The organism is Streptomyces sp. 3214.6 (assembly GCF_900129855.1).
In the GTDB taxonomy this organism is placed as follows: domain Bacteria; phylum Actinomycetota; class Actinomycetes; order Streptomycetales; family Streptomycetaceae; genus Streptomyces; species Streptomyces soliscabiei.
Map to the genome: position 1 here is coordinate 3,560,380 of NZ_LT670819.1, position 24,524 is coordinate 3,584,903.

Below are 24,524 nucleotides of genomic sequence, written 5' to 3' on the forward strand. Positions count from 1 at the left end.
CTGTCGCTTACAGCGATTACTGCTCGATCGCCTGGCCTCCGATTTCCCGGCGCATCTCACTGCGCAGCTTTGCCAGGGCTTCGTCCCGTGCCGGTTCGGTGATGATCCGGTAGGCGCGCTTGCGGGCCGCTTCCTTGATCGCCTTCTGGAATTCGTTGTTGTCGAAGTACAGCTTCATGAAGTCGGTGTTGCGCTCGGCGTTCTCCGCGACGATGTCATCGAGACGATCGTCGGCGACCTGCCCGAACCGGGCCTCGTCGTTCATGAGCGCGATCTGCTGCATCGAGGTGTCTTCAACCAGGCCGACGACCTGCTGGTAGACGAGGATCTGGTCGGAGGTGCTCAAGTCGAGCCCGAACCGTTCGTTGAGTTCCTCGATAACCTCGGAGAGCGGCTTCACCTCCGGCTCCCGGTAGCCTCCGCCGTCGGCGGCGTGCCCGCGGACGTCGCGGTCTCCGACGGCGGAGAGCGACACATTGTGCCGTCCGGTGAACTCCAACCGGAAGTGGCTCAGGTCGGCGTCCCCTATGTCGACCGAGGCGGAAGGGCGTCCGGGCAGGCGGAGAAGCAGGATCCTGCCGTACTGGTAGAGACGTTCCAGATCCCGGTCCCCCCAGTCGACGATCTGCGCGATGAGACTGTAGGCGCGCACGTAGTCCTGCAGCGCACCCCGGAACCCCTCGCGTTCGTCGTCCGTCTCCAGGGCGTCGAAGCGGTCCAGGGCCGGCTTCAGGTACTCGTGGAGTTCGGCGTGGAGCTTACGCTCGGCGGCGTCCGGCATCCTGCCGGGACCGGCTGCGGACAGGACGCGGATGAACGCCTCCATCTCCGATGCGGCCAGGAGGCCGTACCCCATCACCTCGTGCTGCTTGGTGTAGAGGAGGTTCGGGTCGCTCGGCTCGGTGATGGTCGTCTCGAACCAGTCCTCGAAGGCGGTCTGGATGTCGGCGGCCTCGTTGACGAAGTCGAGAATGTGTACGTCGTCCTGCGACTTGAGCGGGTGGATGCGGTTGAGCCGCGACAGCGTCTGCACGGCCGCGACGCCGGTCAACTGCTTGTCGACGTACATCGCGCACAGCAGCGGCTGGTCGAAGCCGGTCTGGTACTTCTCCGCGACAACCAGAATGCGGTACTCCTCCTGAGCGCGCGCGACCGCCTGCGGATCGTCGGCCTTGGTGTAGCCGAACCTGTCCGGCAGCTTGCTCTCAGGGAAGCCGTTGAGCTGGGCCTCGGTGAACTCCAGGCCGGCGTCGTCCTTGAGCTGCCCGGAGAACGCGACGAGAGCGCCGCAGTCCTTATAGCCGCGCAGGGTGACGTACGCCCGGATCGCCTGGTAGAGGTCCAGCGCATGCTGACGGCTGCTCGTGACGACCATGGCCTTGGCCCGGCCGCCGAGCCGACCGGTGATGTTCTCCCGGAAGTCATCGACGATCAGCCGCGCCTTCTGCTCCAGGGACTTGGGGTGCTGCTCGGCGTAGCGGACGAGTTTGGCTTTGGCCTTCTTCTCGTCGACTTCGGGGTTGGAGATGGCCGACTCGGCCTGGTCGACAGCGGCGTTACGCAGCCGCCACTTGGTGTTGTACGTGATGTAGTTGGCGAGCACGTCGAGGATGTAGCCCTCGTCGATCGCCTGTCGCATCGAGTAGATGTGGAAGGGCACGTACATGCCCTGCTCGCCGGTGCGCTGGTTCACCCGGTCCGGGTCGAAGGTGCCGAACAGCTTCAGGGTGGGCGACTTCGGGGTGGCGGTGAAGGCGAAGTAGGACAGGTTTGGCTGCTTGCCGCGGACCCGTGTCATGTACTCCACGGGGTCCTCGTTCTCCTCGCGAGCCGGCACATTCGAACCGAGCGCCTGCTTGATCTTGATCGCCGATTCGCTGCCCTGTGAGGAGTGCGCCTCGTCGATGATGACCGCGTAGCGCTTGCCGGACAGACCCATGTCGGCGATCTTCTTCAGCACGAACGGGTACATCTGCAGCGTGCTGATGACGATCTTCGAGGTGGAGTCGTCCAGGGCGCCGGCGAGCTGGGTCGAGTCCTCGTCGATCTTCTTGACGACGCCGGGGGTGTGGTCGAACTGGAAGATGGTCTTCTGGAGTTGCCGGTCGAGGACCACCCGGTCCGTGATCACTATGATCTTGTTGAAGACCGGCTGGTTGGCCGTGTCGAAGAGCGTGGAGAGGCGGTGCGCCAGCCACGCGATCGTGTTCGACTTGCCGGAGCCGGCCGAGTGCTGGACCAAGTAGTTGTGCCCGGCCCCATGGTCCCGAGCGTGGGTGACCATCTTCTGTACGGCGTCCCACTGGTGGTAGCGCGGGAAGATGCGGGGCGAGGTGTGTGGGTTTTCCTTCGCGCCCTTCCTGTCCGGGGCCTTGATGTGGATGAAACGGTGCAGGATCTCCAGCCAGTTGTCGCGCTGCCAGATCTGCTCCCACAGGTAGGCGACGCTGTACGAGCCGGGGGCGGCGGCCGGGTTTCCGGCCCCGCCGGATACACCGGGGCCGTTGGAGCCGAGGTTGAACGGCAGGAACTGCGTATCGGCACCGCGCAGCCGGGTGGTGATGAAGGCCCGATCGGGGTCCACGGCGAAGTGAACCAGGGCCCGCTTGGCGAAGAACACATCGTTCGGGTCGCGGTCACGGCGGTACTGCGCGACAGCGTGGTCGGCGTTCTGGTTGGTGTTCGGGTTCTTCAACTCGACGGTGGCGACCGGCAGGCCGTTGACGAAGAGCGCCATGTCGAGGGAGCGGCGGGGGTGGCGAGTGCTGTAGTGCAGCTGGCGCGCGACGGTCAGGACGTTCGCGTTGTACTCGGCGAGCGCGTCCACGGCCAGGGTGTGGCCGGGGCGGAAGTACACCAAGTCGATCTGCACGCCGCGGTCGCGCACACCCTGGCGCAGGACGTCCAGCACGCCACGCGCGTCGATCTCGGCGGCGACGCGCTCTGCGAACTGGCGTTGGGCGGTGTTCTGGTCGCCGCCGTAGAACCCGACAAGCCGAGTCCAGGCCTTTATCTGCGTCGCACCGATGAATCGGTACATCTCTCCGGTGTCGATACCGAGTTCGACGTTGAACGTGCCTTGGGCCTTGGACCAGCCGTGCGCGAGCAATTCGGCCTCGACATTGGCCTCGAAGGCATCTTCGGAGCGCGCTCCACGACTGCTCATGCGATGCCTCCGGAGATGGTTGAGCGGCGGGCGGTCGTGACGTCGAACTGGCCTGTGACGGCGGCGGTAATGAGGGCCTGGCGGCGTTCTGCGAGTAGGGAAATCTGCCTGTCTAGATGAGAATTCAGAAGATTGAGATCATCGGCGATCTCATCGAGTTTCGCTGCGCGACGCTCCTGCTCTCGGATATCAATTGCCGGGAAGTCCAACTGTTTCATGCTGCCGACATTAAAGTGCGCCTGAATGCTCCCGACCGAGTGTTCAGAGATCTTGTCCCGCGCGTAGAAGGAATTCAAATAGTGAGTGAGGAACGAGGAGTCCGTTGAGGATCCTGGGCGGATGATCAACAAGTCGATGCAGTTGGATCCGTCAAGTTCTTCAGGAACGATAGCTGCCGCCCCGGCCTGTCCAGTGCGAACCACCACAACATCGCCAGCTGACAGGCGGGACTTCTTATTCTCGCCATGGCCGGCGTGACTAATTTGCACCATGTTGGTGGTGTCGATGCGACCTGGGCTAACATTCAGGCCGCGCAACGCAGGTACGCCGCCCTCGTCCACGTACCAGTTCGCCGGTGTGATCACGATTCCCACGCTGACTGACTGGACTACATACTTCAGCGGAAGCATGGGTGGGAGCGAATCCAATCCCAGGATCTGCTCGGTCATGCGTTCACGTTTCAGTACAAGTAGGTCGCGCATTCCTTGTCTCGCAGCCGCGAGGCCATCGATCCGGTCCGTCTCGGCGTCGAGGAAGTCGGCGATCCGGCGTTGCTCGTCAAGAGGCGGGCGAGTTACCTCAACTGAAGCAAGTGCGTCGGTCGACAATTCCATGAATGTTGACCCGGTGCCGCGAGCGATCAGCTTTTCACGTAGCGCAAGCAGATGGTATCGATAGTAGCGTGCATCGACGGGGATGGTTGCAACGAGGCCTCGACATCCCTGATTAAAAGCCATCCTTTTGTTGATCTGTGCTACATATCCGATAGGTGCGCGAGTCGAGAGAATTAGTGACCCTTCGGGAATCATTCTCGATCCTGTCAGAACGCCTTCTTCCGTGAGATTTCGCTGCGTTGAAGCGAGGGTCCCACCGTCTGCGCCCCCGATATCTAGGGGTGTCGCCCAAGGGACGTCGCCGTTCCAATATTTTTCATCGCTTTTTGGAGTTCCACCATTCGCGAAGCGGAAAATTCGACGAAGCGGGATTTCTTGCCAGCTCACGCCGTCACCTCGCCCAGGAGCTTCTGGATCTGCGCCTCAAGCTCGCGCAGCTCTGCGTCGATTTCCGCCAGTGGCCTTGGCGGTGTGTACACGTAGAAGTGCCGGGTGAAGGGGATCTCGTAGCCGACCTTCGTCTTCTCCTCGTCGATCCAGGCGTCCGGGACGTGTGGGGTGACTTCGCGGGCGAAATAGGCCTTGATGTCCTCATCGAGAGGGATGTTCTCGTAGTCGCGCAAGTCCGGGTCTGGGAGGATCGTTTCGATGCCGGCCTTCTTGGTCTTCTGGACCTCGCCCTCGGGGTCGGAGACGGAAACCGCGCCCCAGACGCCCTTGAGGAGCGCCGCCGTGCCGGGCCACTGTGCGCCGTCGGCTGCGATGGCAGCGTGCATGGCGTCCCGGGCCTCCTGCTTTGTCCACCACACCGTGCCGACCAGACCCCGCAGCGCCTCGACCATCGCCTCGCGACCGTCCCACTTGGCCAGGGCCTTCGCGTTCTCCAGTGCGGCGAGGGTGTCCTCGGTGATCTCGAAGCGCAGCTTGAGGGGGCGCTCGACGGTGATGCGGTGGTAACCGAAGTCGCGAGTCTTGAAGACCTTGACCTTGGCCTGGTCCGGGTGGTTCTCGCCTACCGCACCGTTGAGCGCCTCGACGTACAGCTCGGTGATGTGCTTGATCTGTTCGTCGTTGATCTGCTTGCGCTTGTCGCCGAAGGACTTGCGCATTTTCTCCCACTGATCGCGGGCGTCGACCAAGGCCACCTTGCCGCGCAGCTTCTCAGACTTGCGGTTGGACAGGATCCAGAAGTACGTGGAGATGCCGGTGTTGTAGAAGAGCTGGTCCGGGAGGGCGACGATTCCTTCCAGCCAGTCGTTCTCCAGGATCCACTGCCGGATCTTTGACTCGCCGGACTCGGCAGCGCCGGTGAAGAGTGGCGAGCCGTTGAAGACGATGCCCAGGCGGGTCCCCTTGCCCTCGACGGGTTCCATCTTCGAGAGCAGGTGCTGGAGGAAGAGGAACGAGCCGTCGTTGATGCGAGGTGTGCCCGCGCCGAAGCGGCCGGCGTGGCCGATCTCAGCTTCGGCCTCGACCTCGTCCTTGACCTTCTTCCACTCCACGCCGAACGGCGGGTTGGCCAGCATGTAGTCGAACTTCTGGTCCGGGTAGCCGTCGTCGCTGAAGGAGTTCCCGAAGTAGATGCGGCCGGGCTGGTTGCGCATGAGCATGTCGGCCTGGCAGATGGCCCAGGACTCCGCGTTGAGCTCCTGCCCGAAGAGGTAGACCTTGGCCTTCGGGTTGATCGACTTGATATGGTCCTCGGCCGCGGTGAGCATGCCGCCGGTGCCGCAGGCCGGGTCGAGGATGTTGATGACCTGGCCCTCGCCGGCGATGGTCTCGGCGTCCGGGGCGATGAGCAGGTTGACCATCAGCTTGATGACTTCGCGCGGGGTGAAGTGCTCACCGGCGGTCTCGTTGGAGTCTTCGGCGAACTTGCGGATCAGGTGCTCGAAGACGTAGCCCATGTCGTGGTTGGAGAGCTTGTCGAGGTCGCGCATCGTGTTGAACTTGCCGACGACCTTGTACAGGATTTTCGCGCCCGCGAGCCTGGTGATCTCGTTGTCCAGGTCGAAGCGGGACAGGATCTTCCGGACGTTGGGGGAGAAGCCGTTGATGTAGTCGCGCAGGTTCTTCGCGACGTTCGGGGCGTCCGAGGCGATCGAAGCGAAGTCCTGATCGGAGGTGTTGTAGAAGGGAAGCTTGGCTGCGAGCTCCAGCAGCCGGTCCTTGTTCTGAACCTCCAACGACGCGTTGCGGGCGCGCACCGCGTCGCGGGTCGGCGCCATCACCGCGTCGAGGCGACGCAGCAGCGTGAACGGCAGGATCACCTGCCCGTACTCATGGCGCTTGTAGTCGCCGCGCAGCAAGTCGGCGACCGACCAGATGTCGTTCGCCATCTTGGTGTGCGTGGGTGCTGAGGTCACAGATCTCTCGTCTCGTCGTCAGCCGGCTCGGCTTCATCAGTGTGCTGCGAGGTGGTGAACTCCGGTGCCAGAACACCGGTGGTCAGTCCGTGGATGGTCTGCTCGATGACGTGCGTGCTCGTTTTCGCGAGCGTGGTGAGTACGTCTTCGAGCTGCTGGAGGTGGCGAAAGGCATCTCCGTAACGGCGTTGGTCAGAGAGCGACATGCGGGGAACGCGGCAACGGCGCAGGTCCTCGCGGCTGAGTACGCCGAGGGTGTTGGATACCGGCAGCGCGTTGGCGTCGATGCGCAGGAACGTGGCGAGGAAATGTGCGTCCAGCCGGGTGCCGTCGATCTCGACGACCTGTGCGACGCCGTTGTCGTCCTCGGCGCCGCCGGAAGCGACGACCGGCGGCCGACCGAACGTCCGAAGCAGCAGGTCGCCTGCGCGCGGGGTGGTCTCCCGGGAACGGATTTTCAGTGCGCCCGCGCGCTCCAGCTCGCCGAAGGTCACGTACACGGGGTTCGCCGACTTCGCTGGCGTGGCGAAGCGCGGAAGGCGTTGGCCGATGCGCGTGTACATGGCCTGCAGCCGGTCGGTGACCTGGAGGAAGTCCTGAGGGCTCGCCTCGGCATGCGAGTTGATGTGCCGGGAGGGCAGAAGGTTGGCGTCGCCGTTGAGGAGTTCTCGGCGCGGAACGGCGCGGAATATCGTCGAGTGGGCATCGGTGAAGAGGCGTTGCCAGGCGGCGAACTCCTGAGGTACGTCGGCCGCATCGCCCAGTCCTGTGAGGTCGACCATGCGCACCGACTCCGTGGCGGCAGCGTCATAGGGGCGTTGCAGTACCCAGAGACAGAGCTCGCTGTCAGGTGCCGACCCCATTCCCTTCGGCAGCGCGATCACATCGCGTAGAGCGCCGGTGCGTACCAGCTCGGCGCGGATGTGTTCTCCGGAGGGCTGGACGCACGTGCGTGGTGTCACTGCGACCACAGCCAGGCCGCGGGGCCGTAGATGGGCGTAGCAGTGCTGAACCCAGGCCAGCTCGCTGTCACGCGGAGCAGGGACGCCGAATTCCCAGCGTGGATCAGTGCCCAGCTCGTCGGCCGGCCACCGGGGCAGGTCGGGGGGAGGCTCGCAGACCACCGCCGCCGCTTTGCCTAGGTAGGCGTCGAGCTGATTGTCCAGGAAGGAGTCGCCGGTGTGGATCTCGTACGGTGCCCCGTGGGCGTTGCTGCGCAGATTGTGGGCGGCGGCAGAGGCGTCCGACGCCTCGACTTCCTGGCCGACGAGCTTGACGGCATCCCCGAATCGATCCGCGACGGCCAGCAGCAACGTGGCCTTCGAACAAGCTGGGTCGAGTACCGCGGGTTCGTCCGAGGAACCGGCTTCGATCGGGCGTGCCGCGGCTGTCGTGCGTGGCAGCAACGCCGCCATCGCCCTGGCCAGCAGTTGTCCGGAGCCCAGGGCCGCGATTCCCTGCTCCCCTTCCTCCTCCGGCAGGCGGTCGCCGTGCAGAGCGGAGTGCGGCGCTTCCTGGTCCACACGATGAGTACCGGTGTCAGTGCGGCCGGCCGTCGATAGCTGATCGCCCTTACCGGTGTCCTTCAGCCATGCCTCGACCTCGGCCCGGGAGAACGTCGGGCGGCGCTCGTCACCGCCCACCGGCTGCGGGAACGCGGGGTATCGACGGCGCCAGTTGGACACGGCGGCACGTCCGACGCCGGCCAGCCTGGCGATCGCGGCGGCCGTCATCTCCTCGTGCTCGGCTGGACTCATGACGGTGACCATATCGGTCAGATCTCCCCTCAGGCAAGCCCTTGTGAACACGCCCGGATTGCGTCAACGAGATCGCGTGAACATCGATGCCTAATGTCAACATGGTTGCGCCGCATCTCATTCGCCGCTACGTTTCTTCGCGGCGAGAACTCTTGGTTCGCCTGCTGCACCTTGCGCACGCCATCAATGTCCCGCGTCACCCACGGCCCAGTGCGGCCATACGCGCCAGCCCCATCACAGGAACCGACGCTCCACACGAGGCACCACGTGTCACAGACCCCGCGCGCGGAATGCGCCCCTCACTCCAGGGAGACTTCCTTGCCCCGTACCACCGCCTCAAGGCGCCGCCTCTACCGGCTCCTCGACGTCGACCCCACCTCGGCTGCCATGCTCGATGCCCTCGATCTTGAGCAGCTCAGCGCCTATCACGCGGACGTCCACGACCCGAGCGAGTTCCTGGGCGTGCCCGCGCTTCGGGTGACGTTCGGTGTCGAGAAGGACGAGGCCGCCTGGTGCGGAGAGCTCGTCCAGCTCACTGATGAGGATGTCCGTGAGCGGGAGCGGCGCACCGGTGCGCTGCTGATGATCGCTGTTGACTCCGCCGTGTACGCCGTCGGTTACGACCAGGGGTTTCGGCTGCTCCCCACGCATCTGAAGGACCAGAGCTTCGGCCTCTCGGTCGCAATCCGCACCATCGACCCGCAGCACGTCCGGGACTTCACTGCGAATCAGCTCGGCGCTGCCCGCACCGACATCTCCATCGTGCCCGGCGGCACTTCCGTGCCCACCCTCGGCCTGCGCGCGCACTCCCGGATCGTCCGCAGCCTCGGCGGTTACCTGGACAGCAGCGACCTGACCGGCGCCGCCGAGTCCAGCGGGCGGCTGGGCCGCCCGATGACGGTGGAGGGCGGGGTCGGGTTGCACCTCAAGCTCGGCACCACGCCTGACGCCCTCATCGCCGACATTCGCACCATCGCCGCCGTCCTCGAGAACACCGACCCTCATCCCGACCTGGCATTCGTCGAGCACATCAAGCCGGTCACCGCCCCGGCTTTGCGCAAGACGCTCGACGAGCAGCTCGACACGATCCTGGGACAGCCGGCCATCGACTCGATCTGCTCCGCCGTCCCCGCCGAGCACATCGACGACTACACCCGCGCAGCCGCCTACACGATCAAGATCGGAGACTGCGCACCCTTCTCCGCGGACACCTTCGACCTCGATTACTTCCTGACCCGCGCACGGATCATTAAGCGCGGTCAGCGCATCGAGGCCTTGCGTCGCGGCACCGTGGCCCTGTACGGCCGCGAGCGTGCATCGGCCGTGGATCACCTCGCGACGACCAGTGCGCTGAAGTGGATCGAGGCCCATGTCTCCTTCGGATCGCGCAAGTTCTGCTTCCTGGACGGTGCCTGGTACGAGTTCGGAACGACGTACCTGCGTGCTCTGCGTGAGACCGTGGCCCCTCTGTTTCCGGCCAACTCGTCGCTGCGCCTGCCCGCCTGGCAGTACTCCCTCGAGGTGAACAAGAAGGGGAAGACCGTTCGTCGGCCGATCAGGGAAGCCACCTACAACCAGCAGGCCGCAGAGAACCGTCCTGGCTGGGTCTGCCTCGACCAGAAGAACGTCAACAACCCCCTCAAGACCACGAACGCGGTCGAGATCTGCGACCTCCTCATGCCCGACGGCACTCTCGTCCTGGTGAAGAAGGCCCATGACTCCGCCCCCTTGAGCCACCTGTGCTACCAGGCCCACGTCGCAGTCGAGCTTCTCCAGCAGAACCCCTCCGTGCGCGCCCAGTTCGCCCGGCAGGTGCACATCCAGAGCGACGGCAACCGCACCCTGCCCGAGGACTTCACCCCGCACCGCGTCGTCTTCGCGATCCTCCTCAAGGCGGGCGAGAAGCTGACCCCCGACACCCTCTTCCCGTTCTCCCTGATCACGCTGGCCCAGACCGCACAGGCACTCAATGCCCGTGGCGTCCAGGTCGAGGTCGTCGGCATCGAGCCCACCCTGGCCCCCGCAGCCAATGGGCTCAGCGAGGCCGCCTGAAGAAGCGGCCGGATCACAGGGAATCCCCGTGACCGAGTAGGACACCGCCCGCTGAGGCAGCCACGACGACGGTCCCCTCACGGAACTTGCCGAGCTCCCAGCCGCCACGCATCGCACGCAACTCCCGCAGCGCCTCGACACCCACCACGCCGACCGCTTCACCAGCCCTGCGGCCCACGGGGCCAGTGGGTCAACATCCTGCCCCGTTATGTTTTCCGCGGTCCTGCAAGAGGGCCGCTGGCCTCCGGGCCCGGCATGACTTTTGCCCCCTGTCGAACGGATGACCTGGGGGGGGTGGTGTCACCGGGCCTGGGAGGTACCGTCGGAGACGCTGATCAGAGGTCCGGCCACCGCCCGGTCCGGCGCAATGCCGGACATCTCGCGGGCGGCAGGTCTGCATAACGTGGATGCGCGCGTACGACACCACTGCCAAGGCCAGCACGTTCAACTCCCCTGGAAGGGCGCGATGTTCGATACCGAAGACGTGGGCGTGTTCCTCGGCCTGGACGTCGGCAAGAGCGCCCATCACGGGCACGGGCTGACTCCGGCCGGGAAGAAGGTCTTCGACAAGCAGCTGCCCAATAGCGAGCCGAAACTGCGGGCCGTGTTCGACAAGCTGGCCGCGAAGTTCGGCTCGGTCCTGGTGATCGTGGACCAGCCCGCATCCATCGGATCCCTCCCGCTCACGGTCGCCCGGGACGCGGGCTGCAAGGTCGCCTACCTGCCCGGACTCGCGATGCGGCGGATCGCCGACCTGTATCCGGGCGAGGCCAAGACCGATGCCAAAGACGCTGCGGTCATCGCGGATGCGGCCCGGACCATACCGCACACCCTGCGCTCCCTGGAGCTCACCGACGAGATCACCGCCGAACTCACGGTCCTCGTCGGCTTCGACCAGGACCTCGCGGCCGAGGCCACCCGCACCTCCAACCGCATACGCGGCCTGCTCACCCAGTTCCACCCGTCACTGGAGCACGTCCTGGGCCCCCGCCTCGACCACCAGGCCGTCACCTGGCTGCTGGAGCGCTACGGCTCCCCGGCCGCACTGCGAAAGGCCGGCCGCCGCAGGCTCGTCGAACTCATCCGACCCAAGGCCCCACGCATGGCCCAGCGGCTGATCGACGACGTCTTCAAGGCGTTGGACGAGCAGACCGTCGTGGTCCCGGGGACCGGCACCCTCGACATCGTCGTGCCCTCCCTGGCCCGCTCGCTCGCCGCTGTCCACGAACAGCGCCGGGCCCTGGAAGCCCAGATCAACGCCCTGCTGGAGGCCCACCCTCTTTCCCCGGTCCTGACGTCGATGCCCGGCGTCGGCGTCAGGACCGCCGCCGTCCTACTGGTCACCGTCGGCGACGGCACCAGCTTCCCGAGCGCTGCCCACCTGGCCTCCTACGCCGGACTCGCCCCGACCACGAAGTCGTCGGGGACCTCCATCCACGGCGAACACGCACCCCGAGGCGGAAACCGGCAGCTCAAACGCGCCATGTTCCTCTCCGCCTTCGCTTGCATGAACGCCGATCCCGCCTCCCGCACCTACTACGACAAGCAACGCGCCCGCGGCAAAACCCACACCCAGGCACTCCTCCGCCTCGCCCGCCAACGCATCAGCGTCCTGTTCGCCATGCTCCGAGACGGCACCTTCTACGAATCCCGCACGCCCGCGGACGTCGAGCTCGCCGCATGACACCAGCAAGAGCGAATCACCCCAAACCCCGACAGGGGCGCCTTGGCGAAGGACATAGAGGCACCCCCCCACGACCACCCCGCTTACACCCCTCCGAGCTCTGCCGCTGGACGGGCCTCCAATGCGACTTCGCCAACGACTGGTCCCACTCCTGACCTCCCCCGCCCGAGCCGACGCCCAGCTACTGTGCCGCGGGCACCGATGTCGCGCTTGCGTCTACTGCAGCTCAACTCCTCTGAAATAGTTGGCAGATGAAGCAATTCTGATTCGAGGATGGCAAGAGAGGAATCACCATGTCGTACTCATTGGTCGTCGGCGAACCGTACCCAAGACAGGTCGACTGGCCGAAGTCCGCTGTCAACCTGGTACTCAGCGAGAACCACGCCGAGATCATCCATTCGTTCGACGGCCTAACGTTGGACGAGGTGGCCGCCTTCACGACCGGCTCAGCGACAGTCGCGGTCACCGTCGGGGACAGACATTTGATGTGGTGCTACCGCTTCGATGCCCCGCCCCGCGCCGGCGCCCCGAAGGCGATTCTCGGTTGGGGCGACTCACCATGGGAGGCATACCGTCAACGCGGCCGCACTGTCGGCGTGCCCGGGCAGCAAGGTGAGCCCTTCACCGCGTACATGGTCCTCGTCGATGCCTCGACCGGCATCGTCGAGGGTCTACGGACGGCCGAGGTAAATAGAGACGTCGCGGACGCACTTCGGTACGGCGTCGCTCGTCAGCTCGCGCTGCCCTACGACCATGAGGCCGCATCGCATGAGATCGACGCGGTATACCGACGACACCCCAGCACACAGAGCCTCCTACGGGAGGCCATCGCCGGACAGCGGATCCCTGCTCTCGACAACTGACCGATCCGCCGCAGCCACGCGGAGTCGCCGATGTGCGCGGTCACGAAGGAACTTCTAGAAGATCCATGCCAGTTGGGAGACGTATTCTTCCGCTCAGATTGACCGCTGGGACGGGAGTCACGAAGGGGCACCCGTTCCCTGCCATGAGCATCGAGCACTGTAGGCAATTGGGGGAGACGGCATGAAGCTGCAGATCACCGTCGGTTCACAAGGCGACGACATGGCGGCCCACGATCTGTACCACTGGCTCCGGCAGGATCGTGAACTCCGGCGCCACGCACAGGTCGAGCTGGCACTGTCTGTCGGCGCTTCTGGTCGCATGAGCGCGGGAGAGACCATCAATATGTTCGTCAGCAACGGTCTTGCCGCTGCGAGCCTGTTGGTGAACATCGTGGTCGCCTGGCGAACAGCCCGTCCATCGTCACCCGGGCCGGTCGTCATCGGCCGCGACGGAATGACCGTGACAGTCCACGACACATCAGAGGAAACCCTGCGTCGCGTCGCGACCCTGTTGGCATCCACACCTCCCGAAGTAGCGCCGGGGACCGTCGGCACGAGCCAGGCGTCAACGCAGTCCGTCTCCGAGGATCGGTGATGCGTTTGCCGGATCCTGACGGAACCCGTGTAGTGCTGATCGGGGTGGACGAGTACCAGCACTTTCCGCCCTTGCCGGCGGTGCGCAACAACCTCACCGAGCTGGCCAGGCTCTTCAGGTCCCCACTCGGCGGGAACCTTCCGGACAAACATTGCACGACGGTTCTCAACCCCACCGACGTCGCCAGCGCGCTTGACCCCGTACACCGAGCGGCGAGTGAAGCGTTGGACACCCTAGTGGTGTACTTCGCCGGCCACGGTATGCCGCTACCCGATGGTTCCCTCCGTCTCGCTGTGAGCAACTCAGAACGGGGCAGGCGACAGTACGGGGCCGTGGCCTTCGGCGACCTCCGTGCCGAAGTGTTGGACAGCACGGCTGTCAACAAGGTCGTGATCCTGGACTGTTGCTACAGCGGCGCCGCGCTGGAGGGGTTCATGGGGAGAACCGATGGGATCGCGGACGAGACCATCATTGAAGGCACCTACGTCATGACCGCCTCAGCAGCGACGCAAGCGGCTATGGCTCCTCCGGATGCCCCACTTACAGCGTTCACCGGCGAACTCGTCAAAGCGATCACCGATGGCATAGCTGAATCGCCGGACCCGCTGGACATGACCTCCCTGTACAAGTACGTGCACGGTCAACTCAAATCCCAGGGAATGCCTCTGCCCCAGCAACGAGCCAGCGGGCTGGGGCATAACATCGCACTGTTCCATAACAAGTGGCGCCCACCTACAGAGAAACCGACACTCTCGCTGAAGCGAGAGGAATGGTTCCGCGAGGTTCACCAAGCATTGCTCGGGCGCTTGAGGAATGTCTCAGCACTCACCCAAGATCAACTCCGCCCTGAGTTCGGCGATCCGACACTCATCCGCTCCCTGCTGGTAGCGCGAATCGCCACCCAACTCGCCCAGGGCAAAAGCACCACGGCCATCAGCGGCATTCTCTCCTCCAGTGGAGTCTTCGCCACTCCGTGCCCCAACACTGACGAACTCTCCGAACTCATCGCAGAGGTGCAGTTGGGATACGAAACAAACGGGCTGGCCAACAGCGTTCCGCTCCTCGGAGATCTGGGGCTCCTCCCCTGGACGCCAGAAAGTACGTACATGCTGCTGAGCGAATACTGGGCTGCCCAGCGAAGCCGCACGATGCCTCGTCCGCACGTGGAGCGAGAACTCAGCGAGCTTTGGGATGTCACGGACACGCGAGTCCTGAGCTCCCTCTCATCGCTGCCGTCCCTCCCTCTGGCCTTTTATCCCGACCCTTGGGGCAAGCTGGAGGCCGAGCCGGACCTTCGAGTCGGCACCGTCACAGCAATGATGCTCGGCGAGCGCGGTGGGGGCGACCGCGCTTGGGAGCACTGGATGTCCACTCGCCCATGGAGCACGCTCAAGGCCCCCCACTTGGTTCAGCTTGGCGGCGATCTCGTCCGGTACAAGGCGGCTCAACGAGCCCTCGCCCAGTACGTCGATCTGGCACCAGCGGGCCATGACTCCCGCGCAGTTTTTGTACGGGCAGCGGAGATCATCGAAGAGCAGCTGAAGGCCATCTCACTAGCAATCGAAAGCATTAGCGCCATCGAGTACGACTTACTACGTGAGCGCACGACGGGCGAGCACTTCCAGGACCGTTGCCTTGCCACCTTCAGCAAGCACCTTCTGGAGCGCCCTCAAATCTTCACACCCTTCGAAGAGCATAGGATGAACCACGGCACATGGGCCGCAATTCCCTGGTGGTCCCTAGTAATTCACAGTAAGAAAGAACAGCAGGCGGTTGAGTGCTTTCTGAAACGCGGCGGCCTCCAACTGAGTGTCACCGAAAGTCCCGATGTCGACGAACTAGTCATCAGCTGTGAGGAACCCGACCTCGGACCTTCATGGATAACCGCCCGGCTCATTTTCAATCTTCGCGACGTCGTGCAGGCCTGCGAGTTGCTCCTTCTGGGCCGACGGCAATCTGTGGTTCTGGACTTCCTCACCGAGCACATCGATGAGTGGGGCGATCGGCAAGTGGATCTAGCCGGAAGTCTCGACCTCGCGCTCGGGCCGGAGATCGGAGCAACACTGACCGATGTCGCGACCCGTGCCCTGCGCCGACTTTTGCCTGGTTCTCATGGCCAATCGCTCCATCACGAGGGTGTGCCAGCCCTTGATCGGCTCCTCGGCTCGTCACGGCTTCCGAGGATCGCCCGCTGCCCGCGCTAGCCGGTGCGCTCGCACGCTCGAAGGAGGCCGCGCGGTTAGGCATCATCGCCAGGACGCAGAGCCTTTTGCATGATGGTGCGGCAGCGATCCCAAGACGCGGGGACGAGGTGGCCGTACACGTCGACAGTGGTCTTGATCGATTTATGACCGAGCCAGCGGGAGACCTCGTGGATCGGAATGCCGTGAGCCAGGGCCGTGGAGGCGAAGAAGTGCCGTAGACCGTGCGGGGTGTACTTCGGTTTGCCGTCCGGTTTGACGAGACCCGCATCCATGAGGGCCTTGCGGAAGTGGTAGCCGTAAGTGTTCGCAGTCGGCATGGTCCCCTTGCCGCGCTCGCGCGGGGCGAAGAGGACCTCGACACCCTTGACCGTTGTCGTGCCCCAGGTGTTCAGGTGGTTGTCGATCTCGGCGTCGAGGAAGGCGGGGGTGGGGATGTCGCGGTATTCGCCCTCGGCGCGGTGCTTGAGCGGGATGAACCGGGTGACGCAGTCGTCGCGGTGGGCCTTGGCCGAGACCTGGCGGCGGATACGGACGAAGCCGTCTCGACGGCAGTCTGCGGAGAAGGCGAGGGTTTCGCTGATACGTAGTCCGGCTCCGGCCTGCAGGTAGACGGTGAGTCGGTACTGAGGCGAGATCTGTTTGGCGATCAGGTCGACCTCGTGGAGTGTGGGGATCTCGTCCTCATCGACCGCGTGTGCCCCGATCCGCGGGAGCCTGACGCCGTCGGTGGGGTTGTCCGCGCGGCGCTTCTCCTTAACCGCCGTCTTGAACAGGCTGCTCACCATCTTCATGCGGTCACGGACGGTGCTGGCGGCGAGCTTCTTGCTCACGGCGACGACGAACGCCTCGATGTCCCTGGTCTCCACGGCGGTGATGGTCTTCGCGCCGAGGGCAGGCAGTAGGTGGATGCGCAGGAAGCTGTCGTAGTTGCGCCAGGTGCCCTCAGCGACTACCTGGCGTTCCAGCCAGTCGGTGGCGTAGTCGCGCAGCGTGATGTCGCCGCGTTTGGGGTCGAGGTAGAAGCCCTCGTACTTGTCGCGGTCCAGCTGGGCAGCAAAGACGTCGGCCTGGGTCTTCTTCTCGAAGCTCGGCTGGCGTTCGGCGCGCGCGCCGAACGGTTCGCGGTAGCGGACGGTCCAAGGATGTCTACAACGGCTCTCCGTGCAGGGGTAGTTGGCGTTCCGTTTGTCGCTCTTGCAGCGCTGGTAGACCGTGGCCACGGGTTCGGGCCCTCCTTGCGTCGGGCGGTTGGCGCGGGGCGTCAGCCGTAGTGCTCGTCGAGGTAGCGGGTGATGTCGCGGGCGCGGAACCGCAGCAGGCGGCCGACCTTCTGCGGCGGGATGCCCCACAGGCGGTAGTTGTTCCTGAGGGTGGTCGGGCTCACCCGCAGCCATGCCGCAACCTCTTCCACGGTCAGCAATCGATCACTTCCGCCGGGGGCGGAACGCCCGCGATCCGTGGCGACACAGGAGCATCTACCTTTCCCGTTCCGGGAGTTGGCAAGGGTCGGCGGGACGTCGGCTGCCGGTCCGGTGGTGGACCATGGACGCTCCCTGGTCCGGGCCTTGTCAAGCGTCGGCACGGCGTCGCTCGGGCCGGCATCGATGGGCTGACGGTTACGCGGCACGGTCATGCCTGCCTCCGCGGCGAGAGGCACTCAGCGAACGCACACGGGGCCTGTCGGTGAGCGGCATGCGGGATGATTCGGGTCATACCTTCTATGGAGAAAAAGACGGCCGATCCTGCCAAACGATCACTCGCCGTTGCGCGCACCCGGGGCCGCGCCACCGACCACAGCAGATCGAACAAGATTCATCCATCGATATGCAGGCTGGCCCCGATTCCCATGGCAGATCGGGCCCTGAACTGGGAGGAAGGGGCGCCATGGGTGCTCCCTTCCAAACAGGACGCCGGATGGGACGCCCGTGATAGGAGCACAGGCAGGACGGGGCGCTGGCCAAACAGGTCGTTCACTACGGCGGTCTCCTCGAACCGGTCGATCGAGAAATCCGGCGGCGCTGTCCGATCGGCCCTACGCTGATCGATCTGGATCGGTCAGCACCGCCACAACGCCCGTGCCACCGATCCACGGCATGCCGATCGCAGCCTCCAGACCGACGGGCCGCACGCCCATCTGTGGGACCGCCGCAGGAATCCCGCTGACGCCGACGACAGGGCCGATCCGCACTCCCTGCGGGCAACTACCGCACCGCCGGGCGACGGCCCGACACACGGGCCGACGTCACCGTTGCCGGGCGCAGTGACACGTCTGCCGACAGAGGGAAGTTGGGCCGCGACTACGTCATTACCGCCCGGCCCGGCTCGGCCCGTCATCCACAGAGATCGGGAAGCTCCTCTGCACCGATATACAGTCGCCCCCGCCAGCTCACCACCGGCACCCGCCCCAACCTGCGAACACATCTGACTCGGGGCGTCGTTGGGGTGTCGCTTCCAAGCACGACCCCGCAAACGACACCAGAAACGACGCCAGAAACGACAGGGCAACCGCCACCCGGCACATCCACCGGCTCGCTACCCCCGCGACCTGCACACATCGTTGACCGCGGCCGCAGCCAACGCCGTAGCCACCCAGGGCAGCAACGTGAACGCCGGGACGTGATCGGGCGTGACGGCCCGGAAATGCCGGTGATCCAGGTGACCACCTCTGCCGCCTTCACCGGTGTCAACAATCGGCTCCGGCTTCGCCGATCTCCTCCCGGACGATCTCCCTCGCCCGGGCCCCAGATCGGCCGGCGGGCCATCGAAGCCGCGCAGTATCCGGAACCGGCTCGGCGCGGGCTTCACCAGGCGCAGCGCATGCTGACGTACCTCTTCGGCCTGCTCCGGCTCAAGCCGGTCGATGCGCTCGTGCAGATCGCTGAAGTCGTACGCCGACGTCATGGCCCGGTCCCTTCCGGCACCGAACGCGGAGCACCTCCACGACAGCGCCGCCGCCCGAGCCACCGGCGACGATCACCGGTCCCCCGCATCCCCGCACTCGGCCCACAGCACCTTCCCGCCCCGCCCGTCCGGGAACGCGTACGCACCCCAGTCGTCCGCATAGGCCCGCACGAGAAACAGCCCGCGCCCGCCCTCCGCACACGCATCCGCCCGCGGCCCACCCCGTTCGAACCCCGCAGGAATCGACGGGTCACCGTCCCACACCCCCACCCGAACCCGCCCCGGATCAGCCGCGCCGGGCCCCAGGCGCAGGGCGTACGGGCCACTGGTGTGCAGGTGCGCGTTGGTCAGCAGTTCCGAGCCCAACAGCTCGGCATCCGCAGCGAGTTCGGGCCTGCCGTGCGCTTCGAGGACCAGGCGGAGCAGGGCGCGGGCGATGCCGGGGGCACGGGGGTCGTGCGGGAGCTGGAGGGTGTACGTGCCCGGGAACCGGACTGGGCTGGCCGGAGCCGGAGATACGGTGGTCATGGAAGTCTCCTTTCGAGTGGGCGAGTTGAGGTGTCGGCCGAGGGAATCACGTCGGCCTGTACCCAGTGACCAAGTCGCTCCGTCGAGCGGGATGCTTCTGGGCGAGGCGCCTGAATTGAAGGTAGCGGAGCCCCGATAAACTCTTATCCAGAACAGCGAAAAACCTTTATGTGCCACCCTTGTGGGTGACCGCATCGCCAAGGAGGCGCCGAGTCAGTGCGGAGCAACCCGACAGGGCGTCAGCTACGCCTCGGTTCCGAGCTGCGCAAACTGCGTGAGCGCGCTGGTCTGACCTCGACCCAGGCCAGTCAACTGCTCGGCGTGAAGCAGAACCAGGTCAGCAACACCGAGTCGGGGCGCATGGGCGTCAGCCCCGACCGCGTACGAGCGCTCGCCTGTCACTACGACTGCACCGACCTCGCGCTCATCGAGGCACTGGCGGACATGGCCGGTGAACGCGTACGCGGCTGGTGGGAGGAGTACCGCGCCATCCTGCCCGCCGGGCTGCTCGACCTCGCCGAGGTCGAACACCACGCCCAGCGCATGTGCACGGCCATCACCGTGCACATCCCCGGACTGCTCCAGACCGCCGAGCACGCGCGCGAGATCTTCCGCCAGGACGTTCCCGCCATCGCTCCACCGGAGATCGAGCACCGCGTCTCGTTCCGCATCAAACGGCAGGCAGTCCTCTTCCGGGACGAACCGACCCCGTACCACGCGATCATTCACGAGGCCGCGCTACGCATGCAGTTGGGCGGACCCGCCATTGCCAAGGGTCAACTTCACCATCTGCTCGACATGAGCGAACGAGCCGGAGTCGTCATCCAGGTCCTCCCCTTCAGCGCGGGCTCCTTCGCCGGATCCGGGCAGTCGATCTTCTACTCCCACGGCCCTGTACCGAGCCTCGACACCGTGCACCTGGACCAGTCACACGGCCCGGTCTTCCTGGACGCGGAAGCCCAACTGGCCAAGTACCGCGTGCTGATCGAGCGCATGGAAGCCATCGCCCTGCCCGTGCCCGCCTCACGGGACGTCATCCACACCATCGCCGAGAGCCTGTGAAGGAACCCGAATGCCCACGCCCACCTGGCAGAAGTCGTCCTACTGCGCACAAGGCGACTCCTGCGTCCACGTCGCCGCCGACGCCGACCGCATCCTCCTGACCGAGTCCGCCGACCCCAGCGCATCCATACTCACCGCCACCCCCGCCGCCTTCTCCGCACTCCTGACCCTCATGAAGCAGAACACCACCCGCCATGACTGACGACCTCACCTGGCATCGCGCCGCCCCCGACGACGCCACCGGCCCCGGCCCCTGGATCGAAATCGCCTTCGGCGACGGCGACTTGGTGTACCTGCGCGAGACATCCGCGCCCGACACCGTCGTCACCACGACCCGCACCAAGTGGGACGCCTTCTCACTCGGCGTCCGAGCCGGAGAGTTCGACCACTTCGTAGACGGTACGTAGAACACCCTGACTCGTCGTTCAACGCCACCCAGCCGACATCCAGCCAGCGTGCGGAGAACCACAGATGACGACAGATGACGAGCCGTCAGTCCATCCAGCCAACATCCAGCCACGGCTACGCGAACGGGGCCGCCCCGACACCGGGACGACCCCACCTGACCTGGCTGTTTGCTAAAACGCCGGATCCACGCTAACGCGCGGCTCACACGTTGAAGCGGAACTCCACGACGTCCCCGTCCTGCATGACGTACTCCTTGCCCTCCATGCGGGCCTTGCCCTTCGCGCGGGCCTCGGCGACCGAGCCGGTCTCGACCAGGTCGGCGAAGGAGATGACCTCCGCCTTGATGAAGCCCTTCTGGAAGTCGGTGTGGATGACACCGGCGGCCTCGGGGGCGGTGGCGCCCTTCTTGATGGTCCAGGCGCGGGATTCCTTGGGGCCGGCCGTGAGGTACGTCTGCAGGCCGAGGGTGTTGAAGCCCACGCGCGCGAGGGTCGCGAGGCCGGGCTCCTCGGCGCCGACGGACTCCAGGAGCTCCATCGCGTCCTCCTCGTCCAGCTCGGCGAGGTCCGCCTCCAGCTTGGCGTTGAGGAAGATCGCCTCGGCGGGCGCGACCAGGGCGCTCTGCTCGGCCTTGAACGCCTCGTCGGTCAGCTCGTCCTCGTCGACGTTGAAGACGTAGAGGAACGGCTTCGTCGTCAGCAGGTGCAGGTCGTGCAGGAGCTCCTCGTTGCCGGAGCCCTGGACGATGCCCTGCGAGAAGAGCGTGTCGCCCTTCTCCAGGATCTCCTTCGCCGCCTCGACGGCCGCGACCTTCGCCACGACGTCCTTCTTGATCCGCGACTCCTTCTGCAGGCGCGGCAGGACCTTCTCGATCGTCTGGAGGTCCGCGAGGATCAGCTCGGTGTTGATCGTCTCGATGTCGTCCTTGGGCGAGACCTTGCCGTCGACGTGGACGACGTTCTCGTCCTTGAAGGCGCGGATGACCTGGCAGATCGCGTCGGACTCACGGATGTTCGCGAGGAACTTGTTGCCCAGGCCCTCGCCCTCCGAGGCGCCCTTCACGATGCCTGCGATGTCGACGAAGTCGACGGTCGCCGGGAGGATCCGCTGCGAGGAGAAGATCTCGGCCAGCTTGGTGAGGCGCGCGTCGGGGACACCGACAACGCCCACGTTGGGCTCGATCGTGGCGAACGGGTAGTTGGCCGCCAGCACGTCGTTCTTGGTCAGGGCGTTGAACAGGGTCGACTTGCCGACATTCGGCAGACCGACGATTCCGATCGTGAGCGACACGTTGCGACTTCCCGTAGTCAGAAGGGCCAGTGGGCCGGTTCCCGTAGTGAGCGGGCCGGGGGGCGGGCCAGGGGCCGGCCGATGCCCCAGTTTACGGCGTGCGCGAGGCCGCCCCCACGGGCTTGTCGAACGCGTGGCCAAGCTCCGCCCCACGGCGTGTCCGACACCTGATTTAGCACATAAACCGACCTAGGTTGGTCCAGTGGAGCAACACAGGACACGCCCCCCGAACCGAGCCGTGCGACACGAACCGCCGCCGCCCCTTCCACCCCAGGCGGGCCGGGAAGGAAGCCGCAGAGCCCCACGCCCCGCGGACCCCACACGCACCGCCCGAGCCGCACAGACCAACCGGACCAATCGGACCGACCCGACCGGCCTGGCCGGCTGCGGGGAGCGGGGCTCGGGGCGGCGGATGCCGAATCCACGGCTCACCGGGCTGGGCGCGGGGCTGTTCGGCGGGGCGTCGATGTTGGTGGTGGGGTTCCTGGACCAGCTGCTGTTGGGGGCCTCGCTGACGGTGTACGGCGTGCTGTTCCTGCCCGTGTGTCTGCTGACCGCCCTCTGGGTGCGCGCGGCCGACCTGCTGTCCGCGCCCGTGATCGCGCCCATCGCCTTCGCCCTGGGACTTCTGCCCGTGGCCGGGGGCGGAAACGGGACCGAGGAGCGGCTGACAGGGCTGGTGACAGCCCTCGCCACCCAGGTCGGCTGGCTGTACGGCGGGACCCTCCTGGCCGCCCTGACCATCCTGACCCGCGGACTGCGCCGAGCGGCGGCCCGCCGCCACCCCGCGAACCGCCGCTAGCCGACCGATCGCAGGGCCTCCGGCCCGGTCGCGAGGCGTCCGGGGCTCGGCCGCGGGGGGCCGGGGCTCAGCCGCCGGGGGTTCCGGGGCTCGGCCCCAGGGCCTCCGGGGCGAAGTCAGTTGCCCTTCGCCGCCCGCATCGCCGCTCCGACGATTCCCGCGTTGTTCTGCAGCTGCGCCGGGACGATCTCCGCCTCGATGCCCTCGATGAGGTGCAGGAACTTCTCCGACTTGCGGCTGACGCCGCCGCCGATGATGAACAGCTCGGGCGAGAAGAGCATCTCGACGTGGGCGAGGTACTTCGTGACGCGGCGGGCCCAGTGCTCCCAGGTCAGCTCGCCGTCCTCCTTGGCCTTGCTGGAGGCGCGCTTCTCGGCGTCGTGCCCGTGCAGCTCCAGGTGGCCGAGCTCGGTGTTGGGGACGAGGACGCCGTCGGCGAAGAGGGCACTGCCGATGCCCGTGCCGAACGTCAGCAGGATCACCGTGCCGCTGCGGTCACGGCCCGCGCCGAACGCCATTTCGGCGACCCCCGCCGCGTCCGCGTCGTTGACCACCGTCACCGGCAGCCCGCCCAGCCGCTCGCTGAACAACGCGCGCGCGTCCGTGTCGATCCAGCTCTTGTCGACGTTGGCCGCCGTACGGATCGTGGAGCCGCCGGTGACCACCCCGGGGAACGTCAGACCCACGGGGCCGGTCCAGCCGAAGTGCTCCACGACCTCCTTGACCCCGTCGGCCACGCCGTCGGGCGTCGCCGGATGCGGGGTGAGCACTTTCAGGCGCTCCTGAGCCAGGTCGCCCATGTCCAGGTCCACAGGGGCGCCCTTGATCCCGGATCCGCCGATGTCCACGCCGAAGATCTGCATGGCCCTACGTTACGACGATCGACTGACAGTCACTCGGCCACGGGTCCCGGGGAGCCCTCGGCACCGCTGCCGCCGCGCTCCGCGACCAGCGCCGCCGCCTCCTCACGCAGGTCCCTGCGGAGCTCCTTGGGCAGCGAGAACGTGATGTGCTCCTCGGCCGCCTTGACCAGCTCGACGTCGCCGTACCCCCGCTCGGTGAGCCAGGCCAGGACCTCCTCGACGAGGACCTCGGGGACGGAGGCGCCGGAGGTGACGCCCACCGTCGTCACACCCTCCAGCCAGGCCTCGTCGATCTCGCTCGCGAAGTCCACGAGGTAGGCGGCGCGGGAGCCGGCGAGCTTGGCGACCTCGACGAGCCGCTTGGAGTTGGAGGAGTTGCGCGAGCCGACCACGATGACCAGCTCGGCCTCCGCGCCCATCTGCTTCACCGCGAGCTGACGATTCTGCGTGGCGTAGCAGATGTCGTCGCTGGGCGGCGAGACGAGCTGCGGGAACTTCTCCTTCAGGGCGTCGACGGTCTCCATGGTCTCGTCGACGGAGAGGGTGGTCTGGGAGAGCCACACGATCTTCGACGGGTCGCGGACCTCTACCTTGGCGACGTCCTCGGGGCCGTCGACGAGCTGGATGTGGTCGGGGGCCTCGCCGGAGGTGCCGATGACCTCCTCGTGGCCCTCGTGCCCGATCAGGAGGATGTCGTAGTCCTCACTGGCGAAGCGGACGGCTTCCTTGTGGACCTTGGTGACGAGCGGGCAGGTCGCGTCGATGGTGGCGAGGCGCCCGCGCGCTGCCTCTTCGTGGACGACGGGGGCGACGCCGTGCGCGGAAAACATGACGATGTTGCCCGGCGGGACCTCCTCGGTCCGCTCGACGAAGATGGCGCCCTTGTTCTCCAGGGTCTGCACGACGTACTTGTTGTGGACGATCTCGTGGCGGACGTAGACCGGGGCCCCGTACTGCTCCAGGGCCTTCTCGACGGCGATCACGGCACGGTCGACGCCCGCGCAGTAGCCCCGGGGAGCGGCGAGCAGGACACGGCGGCGGCCAGGCGAAGCAGTCATGCGTCCCATCGTAAGGCCGCCCCCGGGGGGCCGAAGATCCCCGAGGGGTGAAGGGTTGGCGTCCACTGCGTTGTCAGTCGTGGCCGTTACTC

At 66.0% G+C, this 24,524-nt stretch carries 21 protein-coding genes; 9 read left to right on the plus strand and 12 right to left on the minus strand.

All coding sequences use genetic code 11. From position 1 onward, the window contains the following. Positions 1 to 16: 16 nt before the first annotated feature. Genes B5557_RS15790 through B5557_RS15805 form a run of 4 tightly spaced genes read right to left on the minus strand, consistent with a single transcriptional unit; the run spans position 17 to position 8,008 of the window. On the minus strand, positions 17 to 3,166 hold the full coding sequence (locus tag B5557_RS15790; RefSeq protein ID WP_079659962.1) for a type I restriction endonuclease subunit R: 3,150 nt from the start codon (positions 3,164 to 3,166) through the stop codon (positions 17 to 19). Then, complete coding sequence (locus B5557_RS15795; RefSeq protein WP_079659963.1) at positions 3,163 to 4,386, minus strand: restriction endonuclease subunit S; 1,224 nt, start codon at positions 4,384 to 4,386, stop codon at positions 3,163 to 3,165. The genes B5557_RS15790 and B5557_RS15795 overlap by 4 nt, the downstream gene beginning before the upstream one ends. Further along, positions 4,383 to 6,338, minus strand: a complete 1,956-nt coding sequence (locus B5557_RS15800) for a type I restriction-modification system subunit M (protein ID WP_079664806.1) — start codon at positions 6,336 to 6,338, stop codon at positions 4,383 to 4,385. Before B5557_RS15800 ends, B5557_RS15795 begins: the two co-directional genes overlap by 4 nt. Positions 6,339 to 6,361: 23 nt before the next feature. After that, positions 6,362 to 8,008, minus strand: a complete 1,647-nt coding sequence (locus B5557_RS15805) for an N-6 DNA methylase (protein ID WP_231976361.1) — start codon at positions 8,006 to 8,008, stop codon at positions 6,362 to 6,364. A 432-nt stretch (positions 8,009 to 8,440) separates the two neighbouring features. Between B5557_RS15805 and B5557_RS15810 the strand changes: the two genes are divergently transcribed. Next, positions 8,441 to 10,174 carry a TIGR04141 family sporadically distributed protein gene (locus B5557_RS15810; protein WP_231976362.1) on the plus strand — a complete coding sequence of 578 codons (1,734 nt, stop codon included), beginning with the start codon at positions 8,441 to 8,443 and terminating at the stop codon, positions 10,172 to 10,174. Between the two features lie 13 nt (positions 10,175 to 10,187). On the opposite strand, the gene B5557_RS43705 is transcribed toward B5557_RS15810, so the two are convergent. Next, on the minus strand, positions 10,188 to 10,352 hold the full coding sequence (locus B5557_RS43705) for a hypothetical protein (protein ID WP_159424387.1): 165 nt from the start codon (positions 10,350 to 10,352) through the stop codon (positions 10,188 to 10,190). A 288-nt stretch (positions 10,353 to 10,640) separates the two neighbouring features. Here B5557_RS43705 and B5557_RS15815 point away from each other — a divergent pair, with 288 nt between their 5' ends. The 4 genes from B5557_RS15815 (at position 10,641) to B5557_RS15830 (ending at position 15,520) form a co-directional block, all read left to right on the plus strand. Then, positions 10,641 to 11,858, plus strand: coding sequence for an IS110 family transposase (locus B5557_RS15815; RefSeq protein ID WP_079659968.1), 1,218 nt, complete (start codon positions 10,641 to 10,643; stop codon positions 11,856 to 11,858). 293 nt (positions 11,859 to 12,151) lie between these two features. Then, on the plus strand, positions 12,152 to 12,721 hold the full coding sequence (locus B5557_RS15820; protein WP_079659970.1) for a hypothetical protein: 570 nt from the start codon (positions 12,152 to 12,154) through the stop codon (positions 12,719 to 12,721). Between the two features lie 181 nt (positions 12,722 to 12,902). Further along, positions 12,903 to 13,316, plus strand: a complete 414-nt coding sequence (locus B5557_RS15825) for an effector-associated constant component EACC1 (RefSeq protein WP_079659971.1) — start codon at positions 12,903 to 12,905, stop codon at positions 13,314 to 13,316. Beyond that, entirely contained in the window at positions 13,316 to 15,520 is a 2,205-nt protein-coding gene (locus tag B5557_RS15830) for a caspase family protein (protein ID WP_079659973.1), read from the plus strand. Before B5557_RS15825 ends, B5557_RS15830 begins: the two co-directional genes overlap by 1 nt. Before the next feature lie 35 nt (positions 15,521 to 15,555). Here B5557_RS15830 and B5557_RS15835 read toward each other — a convergent pair whose 3' ends face one another. From B5557_RS15835 to B5557_RS15850, 4 genes are all read right to left on the minus strand, one after another. Continuing rightward, the gene (locus tag B5557_RS15835) at positions 15,556 to 16,740 is read right to left on the minus strand and encodes a tyrosine-type recombinase/integrase (RefSeq protein WP_079659975.1); all 1,185 of its coding nucleotides are present in this window, start codon (positions 16,738 to 16,740) and stop codon (positions 15,556 to 15,558) included. A gap of 41 nt (positions 16,741 to 16,781) precedes the next feature. Further along, on the minus strand, positions 16,782 to 16,931 hold the full coding sequence (locus B5557_RS15840; RefSeq protein ID WP_079664807.1) for a helix-turn-helix domain-containing protein: 150 nt from the start codon (positions 16,929 to 16,931) through the stop codon (positions 16,782 to 16,784). A 1,121-nt stretch (positions 16,932 to 18,052) separates the two neighbouring features. After that, positions 18,053 to 18,421, minus strand: a complete 369-nt coding sequence (locus B5557_RS44495; protein ID WP_197697305.1) for a hypothetical protein — start codon at positions 18,419 to 18,421, stop codon at positions 18,053 to 18,055. A gap of 72 nt (positions 18,422 to 18,493) precedes the next feature. Beyond that, positions 18,494 to 18,949, minus strand: coding sequence for an ATP-binding protein (locus B5557_RS15850; RefSeq protein WP_079659976.1), 456 nt, complete (start codon positions 18,947 to 18,949; stop codon positions 18,494 to 18,496). Positions 18,950 to 19,165: 216 nt separating this feature from the next. Between B5557_RS15850 and B5557_RS15855 the strand changes: the two genes are divergently transcribed. From B5557_RS15855 to B5557_RS15865, 3 genes are read left to right on the plus strand one after another with little or no spacing between them, the layout of a single operon-like run. Then, entirely contained in the window at positions 19,166 to 20,011 is an 846-nt protein-coding gene (locus B5557_RS15855; RefSeq protein WP_079659978.1) for a helix-turn-helix domain-containing protein, read from the plus strand. Positions 20,012 to 20,021: 10 nt separating this feature from the next. Then, positions 20,022 to 20,213 carry a DUF397 domain-containing protein gene (locus tag B5557_RS15860; RefSeq protein WP_079659979.1) on the plus strand — a complete coding sequence of 64 codons (192 nt, stop codon included), beginning with the start codon at positions 20,022 to 20,024 and terminating at the stop codon, positions 20,211 to 20,213. Continuing rightward, positions 20,206 to 20,418 (plus strand): DUF397 domain-containing protein, encoded by a 213-nt coding sequence (locus tag B5557_RS15865; RefSeq protein WP_079659981.1) that lies wholly within the window; start codon positions 20,206 to 20,208, stop codon positions 20,416 to 20,418. Before B5557_RS15860 ends, B5557_RS15865 begins: the two co-directional genes overlap by 8 nt. A 202-nt stretch (positions 20,419 to 20,620) precedes the next feature. On the opposite strand, the gene ychF is transcribed toward B5557_RS15865, so the two are convergent. Next, positions 20,621 to 21,709, minus strand: a complete 1,089-nt coding sequence (gene ychF / locus B5557_RS15870; protein WP_079659982.1) for a redox-regulated ATPase YchF — start codon at positions 21,707 to 21,709, stop codon at positions 20,621 to 20,623. 412 nt (positions 21,710 to 22,121) lie between these two features. Here ychF and B5557_RS15875 point away from each other — a divergent pair, with 412 nt between their 5' ends. Further along, positions 22,122 to 22,511, plus strand: a complete 390-nt coding sequence (locus tag B5557_RS15875) for a DUF6542 domain-containing protein (RefSeq protein WP_079659984.1) — start codon at positions 22,122 to 22,124, stop codon at positions 22,509 to 22,511. Positions 22,512 to 22,627: 116 nt separating this feature from the next. On the opposite strand, the gene ppgK is transcribed toward B5557_RS15875, so the two are convergent. Next, the gene (gene ppgK, locus B5557_RS15880) at positions 22,628 to 23,374 is read right to left on the minus strand and encodes a polyphosphate--glucose phosphotransferase (protein ID WP_079659985.1); all 747 of its coding nucleotides are present in this window, start codon (positions 23,372 to 23,374) and stop codon (positions 22,628 to 22,630) included. A gap of 29 nt (positions 23,375 to 23,403) precedes the next feature. After that, positions 23,404 to 24,441, minus strand: coding sequence for a 4-hydroxy-3-methylbut-2-enyl diphosphate reductase (locus B5557_RS15885; protein ID WP_099936033.1), 1,038 nt, complete (start codon positions 24,439 to 24,441; stop codon positions 23,404 to 23,406). Between the last annotated feature and the right edge of the window lie 83 nt (positions 24,442 to 24,524).

What these genes read in the sequence shown, in the direction of transcription:
- B5557_RS15860 (WP_079659979.1), top strand. Translation starts at nt 20,022, where the DNA reads ATGCCCACGCCCACCTGGCAGAAGTCGTCCTACTGCGCACAAGGCGAC.
- ppgK (WP_079659985.1), bottom strand. Translation starts at nt 23,374, where the DNA reads ATGCAGATCTTCGGCGTGGACATCGGCGGATCCGGGATCAAGGGCGCC.
- B5557_RS15800 (WP_079664806.1), bottom strand. Translation starts at nt 6,338, where the DNA reads ATGGCGAACGACATCTGGTCGGTCGCCGACTTGCTGCGCGGCGACTAC.
- B5557_RS15820 (WP_079659970.1), top strand. Translation starts at nt 12,152, where the DNA reads ATGTCGTACTCATTGGTCGTCGGCGAACCGTACCCAAGACAGGTCGAC.
- B5557_RS15875 (WP_079659984.1), top strand. Translation starts at nt 22,122, where the DNA reads ATGCCGAATCCACGGCTCACCGGGCTGGGCGCGGGGCTGTTCGGCGGG.
- B5557_RS15865 (WP_079659981.1), top strand. Translation starts at nt 20,206, where the DNA reads ATGACTGACGACCTCACCTGGCATCGCGCCGCCCCCGACGACGCCACC.
- B5557_RS44495 (WP_197697305.1), bottom strand. Translation starts at nt 18,421, where the DNA reads ATGACGTCGGCGTACGACTTCAGCGATCTGCACGAGCGCATCGACCGG.
- B5557_RS15830 (WP_079659973.1), top strand. Translation starts at nt 13,316, where the DNA reads ATGCGTTTGCCGGATCCTGACGGAACCCGTGTAGTGCTGATCGGGGTG.
- B5557_RS15790 (WP_079659962.1), bottom strand. Translation starts at nt 3,166, where the DNA reads ATGAGCAGTCGTGGAGCGCGCTCCGAAGATGCCTTCGAGGCCAATGTC.
- B5557_RS15815 (WP_079659968.1), top strand. Translation starts at nt 10,641, where the DNA reads ATGTTCGATACCGAAGACGTGGGCGTGTTCCTCGGCCTGGACGTCGGC.
- B5557_RS15885 (WP_099936033.1), bottom strand. Translation starts at nt 24,441, where the DNA reads ATGGGACGCATGACTGCTTCGCCTGGCCGCCGCCGTGTCCTGCTCGCC.
- B5557_RS15825 (WP_079659971.1), top strand. Translation starts at nt 12,903, where the DNA reads ATGAAGCTGCAGATCACCGTCGGTTCACAAGGCGACGACATGGCGGCC.
- B5557_RS15850 (WP_079659976.1), bottom strand. Translation starts at nt 18,949, where the DNA reads ATGACCACCGTATCTCCGGCTCCGGCCAGCCCAGTCCGGTTCCCGGGC.